Here is a 21,338-nt window from a genome sequence, read left to right on the forward strand (position 1 = left end):
TTCTCACTGCTTAAGTCCCTGATACAAGGCATTTAATAATATCCGGTCCGGGTCCTGGCTTATTTCCCAGATCATAGCCCCCATCAGACCTTTTTCCTTAATATAGCTGGCCTTTTCTAACATGGATTGCTCATCCTCAAAAGTAATGAAGGTGGATCCGTTGAATAACCAGGGAACTCTTTGTACCGGGTGGAAAAAGCGCTTATACTCCGGCACATTCAGATAATTAGCTGCTATATTTGCAAAACTGATAGAAGCACCTCCTGAGTAGGTCTGATTCAACCCATTGTTGATATCGGGTACCGACTTATAGATATACCCATAGAAAGGCACACCCATTACAATCTTATCTTTTGTAAAACCTGCATTCATCCAGGCCTTGATACTTGAGTCCACACTCACCGACTGATTTGTGTCACTATATAAAGGAGCGTTGAAATCAGTATAAGTATCCCAGGTACCGTGAATATCATAGGTCATGATATTAGCATAGTCTACGTACTTACTTAATTCACTTAACTGGGTATTGTTCGCATACCAGTTTCCTGCTGCTCCGGCAAAAGAAAGAAGATATTTCTTTCCATCAATTGCCCCTCTTGCATTTAGCTTCTCCCTCAGAGTCTTCATTAGTAAGGTAAAATTATACTTATCTTCAGGTCTTTTCACATTTGTAGATAAACCACCGCTGACCGGATACTCCCAGTCTATATCAACTCCATCAAAGCCGTATCGGACAACAAAATCGACTACACTGTCAGCAAAGACTCCTCTGGAGCTTTCAGTAAGGGCAGCATCGGAGAACCGTCCCGACCAGGACCATCCGCCAACTGCTATAATTGTCTTTAGGTTAGGATTTGTTTTCTTGAGCGCATTTAGTTGGCTGATATTAGCGGCATCAATATCCGGATATCCCAAGGTAATCTTAAGATTACTGTCAATATTGGCAAAGGCATAATGGATGTGAGTGAATTTATCAGCTGCTATCTTATCCGGTGTAAATCCAGCGTATCTTGCCCAGGCTGCATAATACCCAACCAACTTCGGAATGGCCTCCGGCATCGGTGTAACCCCCGGAAGGGTGGGAGCAGGTGTTGGCGTTGCAGCAGGCTGTGGAGCTATTACGGTAACCACGCTGGTTAATTTGTTACCTGCTACAGTTGCATAAATTGTAGCTGTCCCCACAGCCTTTGCTGTAACTTTACCCGTTGTGGTGACTGTTGCAACAGAAGCTTTACTGGTTGTCCAGGTTACCTTGCTGGTCGTTCCGGTTACTGCCAAAGTTTTCGATTCGCCTGTTTTTAGTGTAAAGGAAGTGGTGCTTATTTTAATTGGTTCTTTTACAGTTACTTTCGTGGTTAATTTCTTACCGGCAACCTGTGCATTGATTGACGCCGTACCAACTGCTTTGGCGGTTACTTTTCCACCTGAGGTAACGGTTGCAACGGAAGCCTTGCTGGTTGACCAGACCACCTTACTTGTGGTTCCGGTTACTTTCAAGGTCTTTGCTGCTCCTTTTACCAATGAAATCGAAGTACTGCTTACTTTTATCGGAGGCTTCACCGTTATTTTGCTGGCTAATTTCTTACCGGCAACTGTTGCATAGATGGTAGCTGTACCAGCGGCTTTGGCCGTTACTTTTCCCCCGGTTGATACGACAGCAACAGACTTTTTGCTGGTGGACCAGGTCACTTTACTTCTGGTTCCTGTTACAGCCAGAGTTTTTGTCTTACCAACTTCTAGGGCCACTGATGAATAATTCAGTTTAATGGTTGCTGCCAATGCTTTTCCACCAGCGTTAAATAACAGTCCTATCAGCAGACAGCTAAGCATAACTTTATATAGTAATTTCGTTAATGAATTCAGGGAATTATCCTCCTTTTGCTATATATAAAGTACCATGGGAATCGTTACAGAAAAATCACTTGGAAATTCCTTATAGATTGACAGACTTGTAAATCATGGTACACAAATTAATTATACCTGTGGCGCAGGAATAATTCCTTAGCAAAATACTGGATATTTCTTAGTATATTTACAAAAGGTAACTTTTCCAAAAGTCATTGACAGAGTTTTGCCGGGATTGAGACGAGTAGTAACTTGAATTATGAAATGGTTATTACTTAAGAAGAGATACTATTTAGAAGAATAATGAAGGCTGTTCCAATAACATTATGTACTGGAGAGGCTGCGGGGTTCCCTATAACCACTTGTCGTTTTCTGAAGCACACCAAAAGTAAAGAGGCTGCTTGCATCACTATTATATATGCAACAGCCCCTTACTATTTATATTTCTTTCGTTTTCTTATACCTCTTAGAAATTCTTGTCCGCAAGACTGTTTTTCGGATATGTGTAAAATTAATATTTTCCACAATAAATTCCCTAAACACACTTTCCTTGATATCAGATAAGGAATTAATATAAATCTTAATTTCCGTAATATTCACCCAATGAAATTCCGTTACTGCCAAGAGGCACAACATGGTCAAGTCCGATAAATTTTCCGTTGGCTTGCCAAAGCGCAGGTTTTAATAAATTATATTTACTTTCATCCCAAGTCTTCCAGTCATAGGTCAGAAGTCCGCCGGTATCTCCGGAATTCGGATTAATACACCAGAAAGTATGACTGATACGATTTTTAATCATATAATCGCGTAATAAGGTCATCCATTTTTCATTCTTTCCGCCGTCCATATGACCGCCCCATTCACCGATCAGAAGTGGTGCAATGCCTTGGTCATTAATATATGCCCAGGAATCATACCAATAATCATCTAATAAAGTCTGAGTTGTAAAATCCTTATCAAACCAGGTCTGATTATATACAGAAGGGCCATAGTCATGGGGGGAATAAACAATCTGACTGTTTAAAGAACCCAAATTAATGGGAAAATCCTTAACACCTCTTAAATTTCCGCCCCACCAGGCACCATTATAAGGAGCCTGATTGCCTGATGCTCCCCATACCTCGGGAGTGGCGTAGGTATAACCCTGATTGGTTTTAGGGTATTGTTCGATTCCTTCAATAACAATTAACAGCCTCGGATTCTTTTCAAGTACGGCAGCAGCACACCTTTCAGCGGCATACTTCCAGTTATTCTCCTGGGTGGAATTATCCCATTTGGCAAAATTAGAAGGTTCAGCAGCCGTATATCCTCTCTGTCCATGAGGTTCATTTTTAAGATCAAAGGCCAGAATCGTATCATCATTTTTATATTTGTCTGCAAGCCAGGCTAAAGTATCTATCCATTTCTTTGTGGTTATTTCCCCTGCTGTGCTTGTAGTCAGACCATACCACAACGGATAATTATGACCTGAATTATTGGCATCCGGGCTATGTACATCAATCATTACCTTAATGCCCAGCTCTTTGCAGTATCTCATAATAATATCGAATATTTCCATACTGTTTTTTACACCGCTTGTAGCGGCATCATAAAAATCAGGATTGCATACATAATAAGGTGGATTATTAGCAGCGGTTACACTGGAGACTTTATTGGGTTTTCCAATCATCCAGCTGTATAAAAGTTCTGTTGAGATTGGTATTCGAAGCAAACCGATTCCCCTGTCTGCAACCGCCGTTAATATATCCTTGATGTCATACCATGCACCATGAAATACATTTTCAGTACAGTTAAACCCAAACCAGTTTGCACCCGTTAACCAAACCTCCTTACCCTTACTGTCATAAATCCTGTTTCCCACACAGTGGAGCCAGTCGTCATTATTCGTATCTGCTGCATTAATCTTCTGACTGCCCACAAAATTACTGGTAGTTATTAGGATTGCTGCAATACAAAGCATTGAAATAATCGCCTTAAATTTCTTTTTTACACCACCCAATACATTCCTCATGATTTTCCTCTCCTTTATTTATTATTTTACTCTCCCTGAGTTCTTTTGTAGCTATTTGCACCTCCTTTGTAAATTACGTATATATAAATAAAGAATTATTGTGTACAGGTTATAATTCTCTACTTATTCGGATTTGTTTTGTATTATGCTGAAACTGATTTGGATGTTATAAAATGAATTTAAGCAGATAAATATTCCGTGAACTATAGACGTCATAAGATTGAAGTTATTGCAATACTTATATTATGATTTTAGATTAGTTAACTATTTGATTTGTGTGTTGTTCATCAGGTACCAAAAGGGAGGTAACTACAGTGGCCCTTTGGGGAAAACGAAAAATTACTATAGTAATATCCTAACATATATTCTATATTTTTACAATTTATATTTCAACTTGCTTTCAGACTTATTTTAAAGATACTATTTATCTTTCCTCACTAAAAAATAATGCCGATGCTATGTGCAAAAACATACATTTACTGTATGCAGATACTCACAGAATCGGCAATAGACCTTGAAGACTGTCATATATATTATTTGGACTTCTTACAATACCACGGTTAAAAACTGCTGCCCAATGCTTATGCTCCTTTGTATGCATTGGGATTATAATTATTGGGGCTTTTTAGGGTCCACACAAGTGCTACAATCTGAACTTCTGATAATTCCAGCGGGTCTACACCGTAATAATGTTCCGCAGCTTGTTTCAATCCATAGCAGCCTTCACCGTAATAAGCTATATTACAGTATAGTTCCAAGATCTCATCTTTTGTAAGTTCTTTTTCAAGTTTGAAGGCAACAAAAAGCTCCGCTACCTTTCTTTCATAATTCTTTTCAAAAGAAAAATACATATTTTTAGCAAGCTGCTGGGTTATGGTACTGCCCCCTTGTACAAATCTTCCTGCCATAATATTGTTTGCCATAGCCCTTGTGGTTGAAATCGGGTCAAATCCCAAATGATAATAAAAACGCTTATCCTCTGACTTTAACACTTGGTTTATATATTCTTCCGGTATCTCATCAAATGTAATATAATTCTCATCTTGCCTGATTTCCTCAACCTTATCGGATATGCTCATTGTTTTTATTGCGGTTTTATACATTTCATATCCTGTAACTACGGTAGGTGATATTTTTATTATACCGGCAATTAAACCGATTAAAGCAAGTACCAATATACTGATTCTAACTTTTTTCTTTTTCATTAAAATCACTCCTCTCATACTCTGCAGCTACAGTATAACAACAAAAAGAGTGCATAACCATCGTTTTTCCTTACGATAATCTTACAATTATGTAAGATTACTCTTATAATTTCATTACATATGCAGATTTTATAAATCCTCTTCCATAACTTTTGCGCCCGCAGGCAGTGCTCCTCTAACGTATTTCTCCCAAGGAGTATTAAGTGTACGGTCTAATATTACTATCTTTCCTTTGTCACTTTTTGTTCTTATAAGTCTGCCACAACCTTGCTTTAGTTTAAGACCCATCTCCGGATAATCTATTACTTTTACCGGGTCTAGTCCCTGCTCCATTACCTCCTTACGAGCTGCTTCCAATAAGGGATCCAGCACTGGGAAAGGTAATTGCCATATAATCAGCTGGGTCAGTGCCTCTCCTGGGACATCTATTCCTTCCCAGAAGTTTGCACCAATCAGTACGGTATTTGCTTCCTCACGAAACCTGTTTACCAGATAACCTCGCTCGCCCAAGTCCTCCCAAAGAATCTCAAAGGGAAAGGAATACCCTTCCAGACTCTTTCTCATCTTACGAACTTGCGAGAGTGTATTGGTCAATACAAGTGAATGTCCCTTATTCTTCTCTAGCAAATGTACCAGTTTCTTAATCGGAAGGTCAGTTTTCTCATCCATATCGTCAGCTTTCTCGTCAAGAAAGACCGTTACCTGCTCTTCTAAATCAAAGGGGCTGCCGATCGTTGATTTGGAAACCCCGTCTAATCCAACTGTACGAATAAAATAATCAAAATCCCCTTCATTGCTTAAGGTTGCGGAAGTGAACACTACTGGCAGCTTCTTTTGAAATAAATGCTGGTTTAACTGTTCGCTTATGTTACGAGGAACAATCCAAAAGCTCCCATCTTTTCTATTCAGCCATGGTATATTGCTTTCTTCCCCCTCTTTAAGGAAACTGTCCAATGCCCTGATTGCTCTTTCCATTTGTCCTTCGTAGGCTTGAATAAGATGTGCCGGTACAGATTCAAAATACAGTTCCTGTTCTATCTGTAATTCCAGAAGAAGTCCATCCAATGCTTTTCGAAAGAGAAGAGCCGCTTTTAAAAGGTCTTCCTTTCTATTTATAGACAGCCGCTCTGTACTTTCAACCCTTATAACAGATTTCTTTGCAACCAAAAAGAACTGCCTCATTGTTTGATTCATCCTGACAGTTGCTGTCATCAAGGAATTTCTGGCTCCCTGAATCTCTTCGAATACCTCAACAATGGACTCCATATCCTCTTTATCAATCTGATACCCTGCCTGAATAGATGCCGGCAGCAAAACCTTATGACCTTCATCAAATACTACTGCACTATAGCCTGGTAGTATAGGTAATTTCCCTTCTGCCAAAAGTTCTGTACGAGTCCATAAATCCTTGAAAAAGGTTTCATGATCAACAATAATCAAATCTCTGGCAGCTCTGTAATGTTCTCTTGCTTTCACTAATTTACAATAACCACGATTAAGGCAGGTACCACAATCCATTCCTTCGTCCCAGGAAATCTTCTTCCAAATTCCATCCGGTATAGTAGGCATTTCCGAACGCTCTCCAAGTTTTGATTGGCTCATCCACTGTTTAATCTCATCTGCCATCCTATTCTGCTCACTTGTATACTCTTCCATTTTCACATCACAAATATATTGTCCTGGATCTTTCGCCATACGAGCATCAATCCCTATTCCCAACAGCTTTGATAATCTATTGTAATCCCCTTCCGGATGGACCAGCTGCTCTTGCAGCGCCGCCGAAGCACATGCAATTACAACGGGTTTACCGCTCATTCTGGCATAAGGAATTGCGGACAGCAGGTAAGCAATTGTCTTACCGGTTCCAAGTCCTGCCTCTGCCAGATGAACCTGCTTTTCACAAAAGGCATCTGCAATCTGAAATGCTGTAAATATCTGTTCATCACGTACTTCATACCCATGGTCTGGCAAAATGTCGTATAGAACATCCCCTATCCATTCAACCAGCTTTTCATGGAATTCTGTTTTATTCTTATAATCAAAAGGTTCAATCCTTCGCGCGCACATATCTGATCTCCTGTAAAATGAAAAATTCCCTTATCTCCAATATTCTATTGTATGGGATAAAATTGCAATAGTCTCTATTATATCGGAATCCTCCATAAAATCAAACTGTTTTTATTAACTAATATACTTGATAGTTATTAAATACTGTTTTTCTTGATTATTACTCCTTTATACTTCCATAATTCTTTCACCCCTGATGTAAACCTTTCCTGCTTTAAAACTCCTTTATGATATTTATTTTAGTTTAATCCATGTTTACATTTTTATCCAGTCTTTCTCTTTACCTTGTAGAAGATGCTTCTCAAACGGCGCGCGACATTTAGGAGTTCTTCAATAATTGAAAGAAAGCAGGTAAAAATTATGGCAACAATTCCAGCTTGGCCTGTCTTAAGTACAGGCAACTCCGGAAAAAATGTAAGCGCACTTCAGTGCTTGCTGGTTTTCCGGGGGTATTCCCTCACCATTGACGGAAGCTTTGGGTCAGGCACCCAAACCGCAGTAATTAATTATCAAAGCAGCAAAGGACTCTCAGCAGATGGTGTTGCCGGAGCAAACACATTATCCGCATTGGTAGCCACCGTACAAAATGGTTCCAGTAATTATGCGGCAAGAGCCGCCCAGTATCTCCTTAGCAAGTTTGAGTCGATTGCAGTTGATGGTGTCTTTGGTTCCAATTCAACGACTGTCACGAAAACTTTCCAGCAGAAGATGGGTATCTCAGATGATGGTATCATCGGTTCCACCACCTGGCAGTATCTATTTGGTTATGAGGTTTATCCTTCTTCCGGTAGCGGATCCCTTTATATCAGCAACAGTTATCTGACACTGAGCCAAATGGCAGTAAATGCCCAGTATATCCTTAATTATCTGCGTGGTAAAGGCTGGACCAAAAATGCAGTATGCGGAATGCTTGGAAATATGCAGACAGAAAGCACGATTAATCCAGGTATCTGGCAGGGACTTAATGCAAACAATACCAGCGGTGGCTTTGGTTTAGTTCAATGGACCCCGGCAACGAAATATATCAGCTGGGCTCAGAGCAATAATTATACAGTAGCCGATATGGACAGTCAGCTGCTCCGTATCCTGTATGAGGTAAGTGCAGGCATTCAGTACTATCCTACCTCCGCCTATAATCTTACATTTACCCAATTCACCAAATCCACAGAAAGCGCTTATTACCTGGCTGGTGCATTTTTGCATAATTACGAGAGACCGGCAAATTCTTCACAGGATCAGGTACGAGGTAATCAAGGCACTTATTGGTTTAATACCTTGACTTAAAGATTAGGTGATATTGCTTCCTTTACTTAATTGTCTTGTAAAAAAGGAGCAGACTGTTTCCCTTTTTAACCGGGGTAAAGGCTGCTCCTTTTATTATATTAACGTATCTATATTAACATCAGTTAGAGCGTATCAGAAAATCATTGCTCTATTTTGTCCCCTCTGCATTGGTATATACTGCATTGTGATTTATGATATAACCCTTTGATTAAATTGTAACGTAACAGTGAATTTGAATGTAAAGTAAAAGTGGAGCTGTTTGCAATGAAAGGATTTAATCCTCCCAATACTTCTGCTCCGGCAGATAAAACCGCTGTATGTCACTGTAATTAAGCTGTGCTTCGAAATGATCGCTTCCGGTTGCATGCACGGCCGGCAGGCTAAATACGATGCCGTCTTCTTTCAAAAAACAAGTAACATTATCCGCTATACTAAATGGATCTACGGTTTGATAATCTGGCGATTGAAGGCTGAGCATCTGGGAAAAGCTATCCTTATCGTAAGAGGTTACAGGGTCCGTAGGAAAATACGCTTTTTCAAAAAATACCTTTTCAAACTCCTCATTGGTATTATACAAATCTTTCAATGTCATTTCTTTCATTTCTTGTAAGTCTATGTTGATTGGTATGAGATTGCTGGTGGGATATGCGCTGCCCTCCAGATAACTGGTACCCCAAAATACAAGGCTTATCATCTTATTATTAAACAAAGTAACCGCGGACTGATACTCCAAGGTCAATGCGGTATCACTTGAGAAATAATCCGTGTCAATTGTTGCAAAGCTTTTCACCTTCTCATAAATCATAGCATTGACCGCTTTATATTCACTGGCTGTAAAATTTGGGTATTGAATTTTTATGGAGCTGTTTTCATTGGGTGCTTCTGTATATTCCATCAGCTCATAGTCTTTGGAAGGACTTTCTTCTTTTATTTCCTTATCAGTTCCTTCTGAGTCTTTGGTTGGCTCTATGGTGCTCTCTGGTGCCTGAGTGGATGAATCCACGGAAGTTGGGGAAGGGCTTTGTGTATTTGACGCTTCCTTGTTTTTAGCGCAGGCATTAAAAGTGAGCAGCAGGACGAGCATGAGCAGTCCGGCAATCGCTTTTGTTGATAAATGTACAGGTTTCATGGCTGCCTCCTAAATTTTTCTTTTATTCATTATTATACTCTATTAATTTCCATACTGCAAATATGTGACAAATTTGTAAGAAAGACATTTTTCGTAAAAAATGCAATAATAAAAACAGAAATTTTATTTCCATATGTTTACATATTAGTGTTTTCCATCTCTTTACTACTTGAAAGGTGGAATTCAGTATGATAATTGAGGAAGTTTATAAAATACAACACGGGGATAATACAGCAACATTAAAGCTGATAGAAAAATTCAAGCCAATCTTAAAAAAATATGCTCATAGTCTTTCTTACGAAGATGCCTATGACGACCTTCTTGTGGATTTTATTGAATTACTTTCTACTTTAAAAGCTGATAAGCTACAGAATAAAAATGACGGTTGTTTGGTAGCTTATCTTACCACTTCCATACATAACAGTTATATCAAGAAGCTCATAAGGGTAAAGCAGTCACGAAATTATACCACTTACTCAGAACTCAGTGAGTATGAAATGTATTATATTGACTCCCTGACCGCAACAACGGATATCTATACAAATACAGATTATGACCTGTTAAGAGAGCTTCTAACAAATCAGGAGTTTTATATCATCAAGATGCTTTATTATGACGGTTACACAGTTGCTGAAACTGCCGGTACCATGGGTATAACCCGGCAGGCTGTAAATCAGATGAAGAACAGAGCTTTGAAGAAGCTAAAAAATATATACATGGACAAGCATTAGACCGGGAGGGATAAGTTATGGAGGATATGATTGAACATATAAGATTAATTCTTGCCTTTGTGGGAGGAATACTTGGCTGTATCTTTGGGGGCTTTAACTCGCTTATATATGCACTGACCGCATTTGTAGCCCTTGATTATATTACAGGAGTTTTACTGGCAATACGGGATAAGAAGATTTCCAGTGAAGTAGGGTACCGGGGTATTGTCAGGAAGTTCCTGATATTTTTGATTGTATCCATGGGAAATATTATGGATAATTATGTATTGGGAACAGGAAGTACTCTTAGGACCTTAGTTGTTATGTTCTATCTGGCCAATGAGGGTATTAGTATACTGGAAAATGCGGGACAGTTGGGGTTACCCATACCGAAGAGGTTAAGAGAGGCTATTGAAAAGCTTAATAGTAATAGGGATTAAAAAAGCTATCAATAAAGTTTTTACCTTTCTATTGATAGCATGATTTATGATTTATTGTCCGTTTTCTTCTCTTGGATAATCCTATCCATTCACAATGGTGCCACCATTGATATGAATAGTCTGTCCAGTAATATAGGTTGAAGCATCGGAAGCGAGAAATACATAAGCTTCTGCTACCTCAACCGGCTGTCCTGCCCGTTTTAAGGGTGTATCTTTTCCAAAGGTTCCAACGGTATTTTTATCCAGCGTGGAAACAATCAAGGGTGTCCAGATAGGACCAGGTGCCACTTGATTTACCCTAATCTTACGTTCTGCAAGATTGGTGGATAAAGATCTAGTAAAGGCTGTGATTGCACCTTTTGTTGCGGAATAGTCCAATAAAGTCTCATTTCCTTTATAGGCCGTTATAGAGCTTGTATTTATGATGATGCTATTTTCTTTCAGATGAGGAAGCGCTGCCCTGGTTAAATAAAACATAGCAAAGATATTGGTTTGAAATGTCCTTTGCAGCTGCTCATCGGTAATGTCTTCCAGTCTTTTCTGCTGATGCTGCTCGGCTGCGTTGTTTACCAGAATGTCCAGCCGCTGAAAGGTCTGTATGGTTTTCTCTATGACCTGGTTGCAGAAGTTGCTGTCCCCAATATCCCCCTTAAGCAGCAGCACTTTACTCTGATAGCTTTCTACTGCCTGTCTGGTTGTATTTGCATCATCCTCTGCTATATTATAGACGATGACAACATTGCAGCCTTCCTTGGCATAGGCAACTGCTACCGCTCTGCCGATTCCACTGTCTCCACCGGTTATAATTGCTGTCTTTCCCTTCAGTCTGTCAGCTCCTTTGTAATCCGGATTATCATAAATCGGTTCCGGCTCCATGCTGCTTTCCTTACCAGGAACAGGCTGTTTCTGACCTTTTATTTCCTGAGGGGTATACATATCCTTATCTTTCATGAGACCTATCTCCTAACCATTTTTGATTAGTATTTCCCTATGAAAGCCAAATTGATACTTAAGTTACTTAAGTTTCAGAGGTATAAATAGTAGTTTTGTCCTAATAAATCTTAATAAATCTTTTGTGCAGAATAAATTGACTTACTGCCGTTAAAAGCATATGCAACGGCTGCTACCACAAAAAAATAAGGAACATATTCATAACCAAATACCTCCGCACCAATGAAAATCGGTGCTATCACAGTATTGGTTGCACTGCCGAAAACTGCTATATATCCTAAGGCTGCTGCAAATTCAATCGGCAATCCAATAACACCGGCTACCGCAACTCCCAAGGAGGAGCCGATTGAAAATAATGGCGTTACTTCCCCGCCTTGAAAACCAGCACTAAGGGTTATAATCGTAAGTAGAAACTTCAAAGCCCAATCAAATTCATATATTTTACCCTCTGTAAAAGCTGCATCAATTAGATTTGTACCTAATCCCGAATATCTGCCACTATATAAAACAAGAAATAAGATACTTAAAAAACAACCAATCATAAAAATCTTTAAATATGGATTCTTAATAAGACTGCTAAAAAATGCTTTGCTAAAATGAAGCAGCCTGGCAAAAAGACTGCCGACAGCTCCAAATAAAACCCCCAATAGCATAATTTTTAGCAATGTCCGAATGTCAATATTAACTGCACTGTTCAAATTAAAACTGAATTTCTCCAGACCTAATGCGTGTGAGGTAAAACTGGCAGTAAAAGCAGCAATTATACAAGGAAATAATGCCCTGTATTCCAATACTCCTGCCGTAAAGATTTCCATTGCAAAGAAAACGCCAGCAATGGGTGTTTGAAACAGTCCGGCAAACCCCGCTCCCATTCCTGTTATCAGTAAGATTCTATCTCCATTCCTGATCTTTATCTTTCTGCCTATATTGTGGGCTACTGCACCACCTATTTGAACCGCAACCCCCTCACGTCCTGCACTGCCCCCAAATAAATGAGTTATCCAGGTATTTAAAATAACCAACGGCACAAGCCTTTTGGGTATTGCCTGTTCCTCCTTCAGACCCACTGAAAATAAGAGAGACATTCCTTTTATAGCATTGTTACCGAATTTTGTATATAGGAAGATTATAAATAAACCCGCAAAAGGAAGCAAAGGAATCAGAAAAAAATTATATCTGTTTCTAAAATCTGTTATTTCTAACAGTACTCTTCCAAACATCCAATCAATGCAGCCAACGAATAAACCGATAAAGAAGGAAATACACCCAAGAAGAAGTATATCTCTATAATTGCTGAACATTTCTTTTAACTTAACCATCTGTCTCCTCCTTTGTGTTCCATTAAAATAAGCTGATATCCCCTGTTTTTAAACAGAAGTCATCAGCTTTAAAAAGCAGTTCAGGTATTATTAAAGGGAGAACCTCATTCCCTAAAAGGAGTATAGCAACGATTTTATGGCCTGTCAATATCATTTACGATGATCCCGCTATAGGATTGTGGCGTTCCGCTACAGGATGCAGTGTTCCCACTATTGAATACTCTATTAATTTTATTCATTTTTAATTACTTTCTGCAGAGCTCTGCAAATACCTGCGGTGAGTATGGCCGCCAACACCGCTTCAGGTAATCCATTAACAAAAATAATCGTTAATATTGCCTTAAAAACCGCCTCTAAAGAAAGATTGAAAGCTTCACCATAGGCATCACGAAATAATAAATATATCAAACTCATGACAAACAGGGTATTTGTCATCGAGCCAACAAGTCCACTAACTCCCAGCGTTAATAATTTTCCTCTGGTTTTTAATAACTTGTTTAAAAGTTTATACACATAATAAGGTAATATCCCCACTAAGATACGAGGAAGAAACGCAACAATAAGCGCCAGCCAGCTTCCCTTTTCCGTCCCCGGTAAAGGTATGAAGGGAGAAAAGGCGAAGGAGAGCACCGTTGGTGCAAATGTATTATTATAAAAACTGGTAAGCCCAAATACAAACCCTAAACCCGCTCCGATTCCTGGTCCAAGCAAGATTGCTCCAATTATTACAGGCACATGGATAATAGTAGCCTTTATGACAGGCAGCTGTATATAACCAAATGGTGTAAAATTCAAAAGTATAATGATAGCACCAAATAAAGCTGCTGACACCATCCTCTTCGTACTATATTTATTGTTCATTCCATTACCTTTCTATTGTGATAAATATTCTGCAAGTTAGAAAGTTCTTTCAGCTTCTCTACTTCCTTTTTATCAATATAACTTTGCTTATCTGCATTACCCTAACTATACTTTTCTATAGTATCATTATTTTCCAATACTTGTAAAGCAATCTGCATGATTTTTATTCTTTTGTCCATTTATTCCATAGTTCACAGACTCAGATAAGCCCATCCTTTCTGCCCTTATCTACCGCCAGCATCCGGGAGGAAACCCCTAATTTACCATATATACTGAGCACATGAGTCTTGACTGTAGCTTGAGAAATACAGAGTTTTTCTGCAATTTCACGATTTGTAATACCCTTCGCCAGTTCCTTTAACACCTCATATTCACGGGCAGACAGCAATTCTGATTTACTTGTCTCTAAGCCCTGACCCTCACAAATCCCAATGGTATCTCTAAGAAACTCCATTTCCTGAGGACTCATCAGATTTCTTTTCCCAGCTTGGGCAGATAGTTCTCTAAGCACCGGTAAAAGTGTTTTCCGGTCGAGATAAAAAGGCATCAGAATACGGTCTTCCCTGGCATAATGCAAGGCCTCCAGCAGTAAATTATTTATTTCACGCTGGCTTCCAGTTTTATTCTCTCCCTGTAACAGCATATATATTTTAACAATACCGGCTTCTACAAGTCGGAGCTTATTATGCTGCAGTCTGGAAAAGGTCAGCACATCATCTGTTTCTTGAAAGGCTTCTTCTGTTTCACCCCGCTTAAAAAGCAGACGTGCTCGCAGTATTCTCATAAAAGGTTGTATTCTGTAATTCTCTGCAGTTTCAAGCTCCTTCAGAAAATTATTGCCAAGAATGTCTGAAAGCTTTTCCGTACACTCAAGCTCATAAATCAAACGCGCCAGAGTTAGTATGCTGTAGTTTGAATATTCGGATATCATGTTCTCAACATAGGAAGCTGCCGTATCATTCTCACCACACAGAAAACTCATTTCAGCCAGATGGTAAATCAATGTTATGTCTGTAAGATCAATACGAATATGCTGTTTTTCCAGCAGGACTCTGGCTTGTTCCAGTATATCCTTTGCCTTATCAAGCTCCATTCTTCGTAAATAAACACCTGCCAAACCAAAATGATAATTGGTTTCTACACACATTAACATCTCAAGTGATTTTAGCTTTTCTTTTGATTTGGCATAACAGAGCAGGCTGTCATTAAGCCGACCTACCTCTTCATAGACCTGCCCTAATTGATTGTAAGCAAAAAAGCTTATAAAAGCATTGGAATCGGCTGTTTTTAGTCCTTTTAAGATACACTTCTCTGCCTCCTCATATTTCATAACTTCTACAAGTGCTGCGGCATTTTCAATCAATAACATAGCTTTCGCCACAGGTCCAAAAGGAATATGCTCGATTTGCTCGGCAGTCAGTGCAGTATATTGAGGTAAAACTCCATCTCCCTGTTTAAAATATACCTCTGCAAAGCTTACAATATTGAATAAATCGGAATCCCCGTACAATTCTCTGTATTTATCGTAGATCATACGGCAGCGTTCAAGGTTTAGGTTACCGATATTATAGATAAAACACTGAGCAGTGAGGTCCGCATCCTTAGCTAAAAGTTCCAGAGGTACCTGATTAAGATAATTCCAGGCTTCCAGCTTCCCCTCCATCAATCTTGCTACTCGCAGTGCCTCAGGATAATTACCTGCCTCACAGTACTCCCGTAATGCTTCCTCATAATCCCCTTTTTCTAAAAAGGCCTGGGCAGTTGTTTGGTATAGCCTGGCTTTCTGCTCTTCGGAAAGACTATGGAACTGCTGCGTCAGATATTCCGACAGAATATTGTGATAACGGTATACGCCCCTCTCATCATCCAGACAGATAACAAATAGATTCTTTTCAATCAAACCCTCCATCATCTGTTTAAACTCTGGCTCAGCAAAATTTGGGAACAGCTTACTGCATATTTCTGCATCAAAATAAGAGAGATATCCTGTTTTCGTAAGAAAATCTCTTTCCTCTTCTGTTAATGCAGCAATAATCTCGCGTGTCAGATATTCCGAGGCGATTCCTCCGCCTGCCCGCAATAGCTGTCCGGAATATTTTCCGGCGGCTTTCGCAGCTGCCGCCAGCTGCAGTCCGCCAATCCATCCTTCCGCATAGCTGTTCAGCTGATTCAGTTCCTCTTCACTGTCCTCCAGCTTCATGGTCTTTTTTAGGAAATTAAGGCCTTCTTCCCTTGATAGCTGCATCTGTTTGCTGTCAATAAACAATAGTCTGCCAGCTACTGCCTGAGGTCCCAAATAAACCGGCGGATCCTCACGTGATAACAGAAAGAAATGAAAATTGGCAGGCATTGCTCCTATAAAAAATTCAAAGGTTTTAATAAGAGCAGCATCACGGATGCAATGGATATCATCAAGCACCATATAATAATCTTCTTCTGCCCATAACCTGTTGATTAGTGTAATGAGCAGATTTTCCATATGGGAGGCCTCGGAATTCATTCGCATCAATTGCAGAAGACTTCCATCCTCTTCTAAAAAGGAACTGACTGCGGCAGTAAAATAGAGCCAGAAGGAATATACATTGGTAACCGCAGCATCCAAGGACATCCAACATACCTTTTTCAGTTTTTTCTCCTGAAGAAAGGATGACAGTAACGTAGTCTTACCGGTTCCGGCTCCGCCGCTGATAAATGTTATATTCATGTCTGCACATAACGAAAGCTTATCAAACAAAGCCTGCCGCACAATATAGTTTTTACGCGGCGCAGGTATCTTTAGTTTTGTAGTCAGCAATAATATTTCCGATGAATGTTCCATAATTTCCTCTCTATATTCCGAGTATGAATGCTAACACTCCATACCAGAATGCTAACTACAGCGTGAAATGTTTTTACTGACATTTCATCTGTCTGTCTTTTATTTCTTTATTGTATTCCAGTCCAATGGCTTTGGCAAGCCCCTTCGCCCAGCAGGTTCGGTGTTCCTGCTATTTCACGTATTTAAACCTTAAAACCAAACCAGAAAAGGTCATTAGTACAACCGAAAAGGCTATAACATATAAAAGGCTCGTGCTATGCTGCCAAGGGGTTCCCTGTTCCAGATAATGAGCAAAATTCATTAGCTGTTTCTGGGGCAGCAGCTTAATGATCCGGTCAAGCATTGAATTATTCTTGCTGAATACATAGAAACTTCCTGCAAGCACTGAGGTCAATACGACAATGGAATTTCCCAGCATATTGGCATTATCGGGCTTTTTGATCAGTGTGTTCAAAAACATTGCAAAGGAAATGCTCAACAAACTGAGAACTACCAACAGACCTGCATATTCTAATAAGGTAAATCCGATTTCAAATCCACTTAATTCCAGTATAATAAGAAGGATAAATTCCGGCAGTACCATCGACAGACAATAAAAGCAATGGGCTAACAGATAACCAAGAAAGGAAACCGGTGCTGCTGCGATTCTCTTTAGCTGCCCCTGCTCTTTCTCCTCTGCAAAGGCAAAGAGATTGATAAAGGCTAACATTAACAGAAACATCATCATGAAACCTATGATATTGGTTCCCACCCCCCTGTCTGTTTTACCAGTATCTACAGGCGCCTGAGGGTTATTAAGAAACATCTGCAACATTTGTTGATAGTCCTTGTTCCTCAGTGTTTCAATTTGGTAGTTCCCCTTGTTATCAATGGTCACATAGGCGTCATATTTTTGCTTCACAAGTGCAGAATGAGGCGGTTTCTCTTTTAATACAACAACGCTCAGATTCTCTGTACTCTTTGGTAAAGTCTCATAAGGTCTCTCTGCAATCAGCACGATATGACCTTTCACCTGCCGTACTTCTGTCATATGTACTGCCAGTAACATGGAGCAAAGCGTAAAGATTGTATACAAAATCAGTGGCATAAGACGCGGAAGGGTTCGCAGGTAATTGTTTTTGATTATAGACAAAAAAGTCCTCATATATAGTCCTCCGTTCTGAAAAATAAGCGGCAGCCGAGTATCAGCAGCAGGGAAAGCAAGGCGGCACCAAGAAACACCGGCCAGAAAAACTCTAAGCTGTTATCACAGGAAATAGTAAAAAAAGCTTCGTTTAACCATTTTACCGGAGACAGCTTTGTAATAAATGCGAGAGTACTTCCCATCCCGTCAAGGGAAAAGAATGAGCCTCCCAAAAAACAAAGCAGACTGATCAGTGTACTGAGTAAGGAACTGGTGGTCTCTTCACAATGAAAGATACAACAGAAAAAGGCACCCAAGGACACTGACGTAAACTCCACCGGAGCCATTAATAAGAGAAAAAATACCGGATTGCTTCCCAGGCTGACCTGAAAGAGAGGGCACACTACCAGGAGCAGGAGCAAATGCAAGCTGTAATTAAACAGAAACGAGGACAGAATCTTCGAAAAATAAATCTGGAAGCTTCCTCCCGGAGAGTAAATTATGCGAAGGTTTGGACGTTTTATGTCACGCTCCATAAAACAATTGGATGCTGTCATGGCACCATTTAGCATACCATAAACCAACAGGGATACTGTGTAATACTGATAGGCATCTTTACTGTCCGCATAAATACCTCCACACAAGTATCCCATAATCAGGATCAAAAGTACCGAAAATACCGTATTATACCCAACCAGTACGGGATTTTTAAATAAATTCTGCAAATCCATTTTTAAGACGGTTAGAAAGTTATGCATTCTTGTTCTCCTCTCTCAATCCCGAAGTTTTCGGCCTGTCAGCTTTAAGAAAACCATCTCAAGACTGGCTGCTTCACTTGAAATATTTCGTATTTTTTCACCTCGATCACTTAAAAGAGAGATAATTCTATCAAGATTCTCAATTCCCTTCAGTGAGGTAATTTCGATGGTGTTACCCTCAATTTTTACGTTTTTCACACCTTCAATTGTAAAAAATTCATCATGTCCGGTTATACCATTTTCCTCAACTTCAATGGTATAACGTTTTTCGTTTTCAATCTCTTCCTTCAGACTTTCTTTGGTACCTTCAGCAATAATTGCACCATGATCCATGATAATGATACGGGAGGATATTGCTTCCACCTCTTCCATATAATGTGTGGTGTAAATAACTGTCATGCCCTGAGCCTGAAGTTCTTTAATGGAAGAAAGAATGTGGTTACGGCTTTGGGGATCAATCCCTACCGTCGGTTCATCCATGATGACAAGTTCCGGATGATGTGCTATGGCACAGGCGATATTAAGCCGTCTCTTCATGCCTCCTGAGAAAGTTTTCACCTTATCCTTTCTGCGTTCCTTAAGCCCTGCAAAATCAAGGGCTTCCTCAACTGCTGCTTTGAGCTTATTACCAGAAAGCCCGTAGAGAGATGCAAAGAAGCTTAAATTTCGCTCCGCACTTAATTCTTCGTATAAAGCGATTTCCTGGGGAACAATACCTATGGACTGTTTATAGCTGCGAAGCACTTTACTGATTGGAGCATCCTTAAAATATATGCTGCCTTCGTCACTTCCCAATGCCGCAGTAAGAATGTTAATGGTTGTACTTTTACCCGCACCATTAGGACCAAGAATACAGAGCACCTCACCTTTGTGAACCTCAAAGTTGATTCCTTTCAGGACATTATTTTCTTTAAAGTTTTTTTTCAGATTTCTGACTGACATTATGTTTTTCATTGAGTCATCTCCTTTATTTTTATCCTAAAGTTAGGATACCGGATTTAAGGAATAAAAAAATCAACCCTTCGGTTGATTTTTGTGGTTGATTTTTTTAAGCCTGTACTAAATAAATCCCTTATATTATATTCTAATTCTCTATTAGCTAATTATAAGCTGTTATCTGTTCCTGCATAATTGGTCGTCTTCACCTAATATCTAAATCATAGACTCTATTTAAATCAGACAAATACTTATCTCATGCCTGTAACTCAATGGTTCTCTCATATCCCTTTTCATTAAGAGAAACCTTCGGTACCTTGCTGTAAATCATGTATCTTCCACAAACTCAGGAAGCAGCTTCTCATTATTATCCGCCCTTTTCTATCATTATTCTACCATATTTGATCAGAACTAAATTGGTCTATTGTAGCAAATCCTCAAAATTCGTTGCTGTTCTTGAAACCTTCTTTCACAGGCAGTAACTTTGTATTCTTAGCCAAAAACATTTCTATCCTATTACAATTAGTTTAACTAATAACTTTTCAATGACTATGTTTTCTTTATCAAAATGTAATAAATTGTAATTGACATCCAAATGGATGGATGCTATAATTTAATCATGATTAAATCACAGTTAAACTCGGAGGTATCCTATTGAAGTTATTGCCAAATGCAATCTCGTTTTCCAGAATCGCGTTATCCCTGCTCATGTTACTGATAACACCAGCCTCCGCTTTGTTTTTGATAATTTATCTCCTCTGCGGATTAAGTGACATCGCAGACGGATACATTGCACGCCATTACCGTATGCAAACCAATTTCGGTGCCAAACTGGACAGTCTTGCCGATTTTATTTTTTGGATCATTGTTTTTTATATATTGATATTTCGCACGAATTTTGCAATTGACCTGTTCATTTTAAGCATTTCACTCATTGTTGCTGCCGTCAGATTGATTAATTTTATTATTACACGGAATAAATTTAAACAGTGGGCAATGATGCATACACTCGGAAATAAGCTTACCGGCTTGGTTCTGTTTCTTGTGTTTCCCCTTTGGGTCTATTTTGGCGTCGTTCCCTATGTGCTTGCAATAATACCCCTCCTCTCCTCCCTGGAAGAAGGAATAATCCTATTAACCACAGAGTCTTATGATGTAAATAGAAAAAGTATCTATCAGTCAAAAGAGAACGCTGACATAATTCGAAACCTTAAATAAAAATACTTATAGGAAAGAAGGAACGTAAAATGAATGAAAATGCAGGTGCAAAAGAGCGGATTATGGAGGTAGTGGTAAAGCTTTTACAAGAACAAAAGGACATAGACAAGATAACCAACAGACAAATTGCTGAAATGGCCGGTGTGAACAGCGCGCTGATCAATTATTATTATCAGTCAAAAGAAAATCTTGTTAACATTGCCGTTGGCTACTGTATGGAGGATATAGCAGAGACTATTCTTAAAAAGTCAACGGATGAAAAGCATCCGGTTTACCGGGTCAAAAATCTGGTAAAAGCCATCTCCGGATTCGCTTTCAGTAATTACACCTTTGCAGAAATTGCTTTTTCCTCGGAATTAAAACATGGGAGTATTAATACCATTCAAATTATTATTCCATTACTAAAAGAGATCTTCGGAGATAAAAAGACTGATACCGAGTTAAAATTAATGGCATTTCAACTTATCATTCCGATGCAGGTCATGTTTTTAAATGCCACTGAATACGCTAATTATTTATATTATGATATTTGGGATACCAATTCCAGAAATGAATTACTGGATAAGTTAGTGAATAACATCTTTGATAATTCCTACGAAGATTTGGTATTAAAGCAAGAATTGACATTGAAGTAAGCTTTGGCGTTGAAGTATGCTTTGGCAT

General features: G+C 39.2%; 17 protein-coding genes and 1 riboswitch. Of the genes, 5 read left to right on the forward strand and 12 right to left on the reverse strand.

Features of this window, described 5'->3' with window-relative positions; all coding sequences use genetic code 11:
- Window positions 1–3 precede the first annotated feature (3 nt).
- The 4 genes from R2R35_RS05200 to R2R35_RS05215 all read right to left on the reverse strand — a co-directional run bounded on the left by R2R35_RS05200 (window position 4) and on the right by R2R35_RS05215 (window position 7,128).
- Entirely contained in the window at window positions 4–1,779 is a 1,776-nt protein-coding gene (locus R2R35_RS05200; protein WP_317733442.1) for a glycosyl hydrolase family 18 protein, read from the reverse strand.
- A 646-nt stretch (window positions 1,780–2,425) separates the two neighbouring features.
- A complete protein-coding gene (locus R2R35_RS05205) occupies window positions 2,426–3,856 on the reverse strand; it encodes a glycoside hydrolase family 5 protein (RefSeq protein WP_317733443.1) in 1,431 nt (476 codons plus the stop codon).
- 581 nt (window positions 3,857–4,437) lie between these two features.
- Window positions 4,438–5,061: a biosynthetic peptidoglycan transglycosylase gene (locus R2R35_RS05210; protein ID WP_317733444.1), complete on the reverse strand. Its 624-nt coding sequence runs from the start codon at window positions 5,059–5,061 to the stop codon at window positions 4,438–4,440.
- Window positions 5,062–5,190: 129 nt separating this feature from the next.
- Window positions 5,191–7,128 carry an ATP-dependent DNA helicase gene (locus tag R2R35_RS05215; protein WP_317733446.1) on the reverse strand — a complete coding sequence of 646 codons (1,938 nt, stop codon included), beginning with the start codon at window positions 7,126–7,128 and terminating at the stop codon, window positions 5,191–5,193.
- Window positions 7,129–7,488: 360 nt separating this feature from the next.
- Here R2R35_RS05215 and R2R35_RS05220 point away from each other — a divergent pair, with 360 nt between their 5' ends.
- Window positions 7,489–8,412, forward strand: coding sequence for a phage tail tip lysozyme (locus R2R35_RS05220; RefSeq protein ID WP_317733447.1), 924 nt, complete (start codon window positions 7,489–7,491; stop codon window positions 8,410–8,412).
- Window positions 8,413–8,686: 274 nt separating this feature from the next.
- Here the strand turns inward: R2R35_RS05220 and R2R35_RS05225 are convergent, their stop codons facing one another.
- Window positions 8,687–9,541 carry a hypothetical protein gene (locus R2R35_RS05225; RefSeq protein WP_317733448.1) on the reverse strand — a complete coding sequence of 285 codons (855 nt, stop codon included), beginning with the start codon at window positions 9,539–9,541 and terminating at the stop codon, window positions 8,687–8,689.
- A 188-nt stretch (window positions 9,542–9,729) separates the two neighbouring features.
- On the opposite strand from R2R35_RS05225, the gene R2R35_RS05230 reads away from it, so the two are divergent.
- Window positions 9,730–10,272, forward strand: a complete 543-nt coding sequence (locus tag R2R35_RS05230; RefSeq protein WP_317733449.1) for an RNA polymerase sigma factor — start codon at window positions 9,730–9,732, stop codon at window positions 10,270–10,272.
- A 17-nt stretch (window positions 10,273–10,289) separates the two neighbouring features.
- On the forward strand, window positions 10,290–10,691 hold the full coding sequence (locus tag R2R35_RS05235; protein ID WP_317733450.1) for a phage holin family protein: 402 nt from the start codon (window positions 10,290–10,292) through the stop codon (window positions 10,689–10,691).
- Window positions 10,692–10,772: 81 nt separating this feature from the next.
- Here R2R35_RS05235 and R2R35_RS05240 read toward each other — a convergent pair whose 3' ends face one another.
- The 7 genes from R2R35_RS05240 to R2R35_RS05270 all read right to left on the reverse strand — a co-directional run bounded on the left by R2R35_RS05240 (window position 10,773) and on the right by R2R35_RS05270 (window position 19,475).
- The gene (locus R2R35_RS05240) at window positions 10,773–11,642 is read right to left on the reverse strand and encodes an SDR family oxidoreductase (RefSeq protein ID WP_317733451.1); all 870 of its coding nucleotides are present in this window, start codon (window positions 11,640–11,642) and stop codon (window positions 10,773–10,775) included.
- 110 nt (window positions 11,643–11,752) lie between these two features.
- Entirely contained in the window at window positions 11,753–12,961 is a 1,209-nt protein-coding gene (locus tag R2R35_RS05245) for a chloride channel protein (protein WP_317733452.1), read from the reverse strand.
- A gap of 46 nt (window positions 12,962–13,007) precedes the next feature.
- A riboswitch (Fluoride riboswitch) is annotated at window positions 13,008–13,082 on the reverse strand.
- A 110-nt stretch (window positions 13,083–13,192) separates the two neighbouring features.
- Window positions 13,193–13,822, reverse strand: coding sequence for an ECF transporter S component (locus R2R35_RS05250; RefSeq protein WP_317733453.1), 630 nt, complete (start codon window positions 13,820–13,822; stop codon window positions 13,193–13,195).
- Window positions 13,823–14,021: 199 nt separating this feature from the next.
- Window positions 14,022–16,640: a LuxR C-terminal-related transcriptional regulator gene (locus tag R2R35_RS05255; protein ID WP_317733454.1), complete on the reverse strand. Its 2,619-nt coding sequence runs from the start codon at window positions 16,638–16,640 to the stop codon at window positions 14,022–14,024.
- A 169-nt stretch (window positions 16,641–16,809) separates the two neighbouring features.
- Window positions 16,810–17,784: an ABC transporter permease gene (locus tag R2R35_RS05260; protein ID WP_317733455.1), complete on the reverse strand. Its 975-nt coding sequence runs from the start codon at window positions 17,782–17,784 to the stop codon at window positions 16,810–16,812.
- Complete coding sequence (locus tag R2R35_RS05265; protein ID WP_317733456.1) at window positions 17,781–18,521, reverse strand: ABC transporter permease; 741 nt, start codon at window positions 18,519–18,521, stop codon at window positions 17,781–17,783. Before R2R35_RS05265 ends, R2R35_RS05260 begins: the two co-directional genes overlap by 4 nt.
- Window positions 18,522–18,536: 15 nt before the next feature.
- Complete coding sequence (locus R2R35_RS05270) at window positions 18,537–19,475, reverse strand: ABC transporter ATP-binding protein (protein ID WP_317733457.1); 939 nt, start codon at window positions 19,473–19,475, stop codon at window positions 18,537–18,539.
- A 636-nt stretch (window positions 19,476–20,111) separates the two neighbouring features.
- Between R2R35_RS05270 and R2R35_RS05275 the strand changes: the two genes are divergently transcribed.
- Both R2R35_RS05275 and R2R35_RS05280 read left to right on the forward strand, forming a co-directional pair.
- Window positions 20,112–20,675: a CDP-alcohol phosphatidyltransferase family protein gene (locus R2R35_RS05275; protein WP_317733458.1), complete on the forward strand. Its 564-nt coding sequence runs from the start codon at window positions 20,112–20,114 to the stop codon at window positions 20,673–20,675.
- Between the two features lie 29 nt (window positions 20,676–20,704).
- Window positions 20,705–21,310 carry a TetR/AcrR family transcriptional regulator gene (locus tag R2R35_RS05280; protein WP_317733459.1) on the forward strand — a complete coding sequence of 202 codons (606 nt, stop codon included), beginning with the start codon at window positions 20,705–20,707 and terminating at the stop codon, window positions 21,308–21,310.
- Window positions 21,311–21,338: the final 28 nt, after the last annotated feature.

The sequence above is a fragment of the Anaerocolumna sp. AGMB13020 genome (assembly GCF_033100115.1).
GTDB lineage: Bacteria > Bacillota > Clostridia > Lachnospirales > Lachnospiraceae > Anaerocolumna.

Coding starts and splice junctions, on each gene's coding strand:
- R2R35_RS05250 (WP_317733453.1), bottom strand. CDS start 13,822: ATGAACAATAAATATAGTACGAAGAGGATGGTGTCAGCAGCTTTATTT.
- R2R35_RS05215 (WP_317733446.1), bottom strand. CDS start 7,128: ATGTGCGCGCGAAGGATTGAACCTTTTGATTATAAGAATAAAACAGAA.
- R2R35_RS05235 (WP_317733450.1), top strand. CDS start 10,290: ATGGAGGATATGATTGAACATATAAGATTAATTCTTGCCTTTGTGGGA.
- R2R35_RS05270 (WP_317733457.1), bottom strand. CDS start 19,475: ATGAAAAACATAATGTCAGTCAGAAATCTGAAAAAAAACTTTAAAGAA.
- R2R35_RS05225 (WP_317733448.1), bottom strand. CDS start 9,541: ATGAAACCTGTACATTTATCAACAAAAGCGATTGCCGGACTGCTCATG.
- R2R35_RS05280 (WP_317733459.1), top strand. CDS start 20,705: ATGAATGAAAATGCAGGTGCAAAAGAGCGGATTATGGAGGTAGTGGTA.
- R2R35_RS05205 (WP_317733443.1), bottom strand. CDS start 3,856: ATGAGGAATGTATTGGGTGGTGTAAAAAAGAAATTTAAGGCGATTATT.
- R2R35_RS05245 (WP_317733452.1), bottom strand. CDS start 12,961: ATGGTTAAGTTAAAAGAAATGTTCAGCAATTATAGAGATATACTTCTT.
- R2R35_RS05255 (WP_317733454.1), bottom strand. CDS start 16,640: ATGGAACATTCATCGGAAATATTATTGCTGACTACAAAACTAAAGATA.
- R2R35_RS05220 (WP_317733447.1), top strand. CDS start 7,489: ATGGCAACAATTCCAGCTTGGCCTGTCTTAAGTACAGGCAACTCCGGA.
- R2R35_RS05265 (WP_317733456.1), bottom strand. CDS start 18,521: ATGCATAACTTTCTAACCGTCTTAAAAATGGATTTGCAGAATTTATTT.
- R2R35_RS05260 (WP_317733455.1), bottom strand. CDS start 17,784: ATGAGGACTTTTTTGTCTATAATCAAAAACAATTACCTGCGAACCCTT.
- R2R35_RS05230 (WP_317733449.1), top strand. CDS start 9,730: ATGATAATTGAGGAAGTTTATAAAATACAACACGGGGATAATACAGCA.
- R2R35_RS05210 (WP_317733444.1), bottom strand. CDS start 5,061: ATGAAAAAGAAAAAAGTTAGAATCAGTATATTGGTACTTGCTTTAATC.
- R2R35_RS05240 (WP_317733451.1), bottom strand. CDS start 11,642: ATGAAAGATAAGGATATGTATACCCCTCAGGAAATAAAAGGTCAGAAA.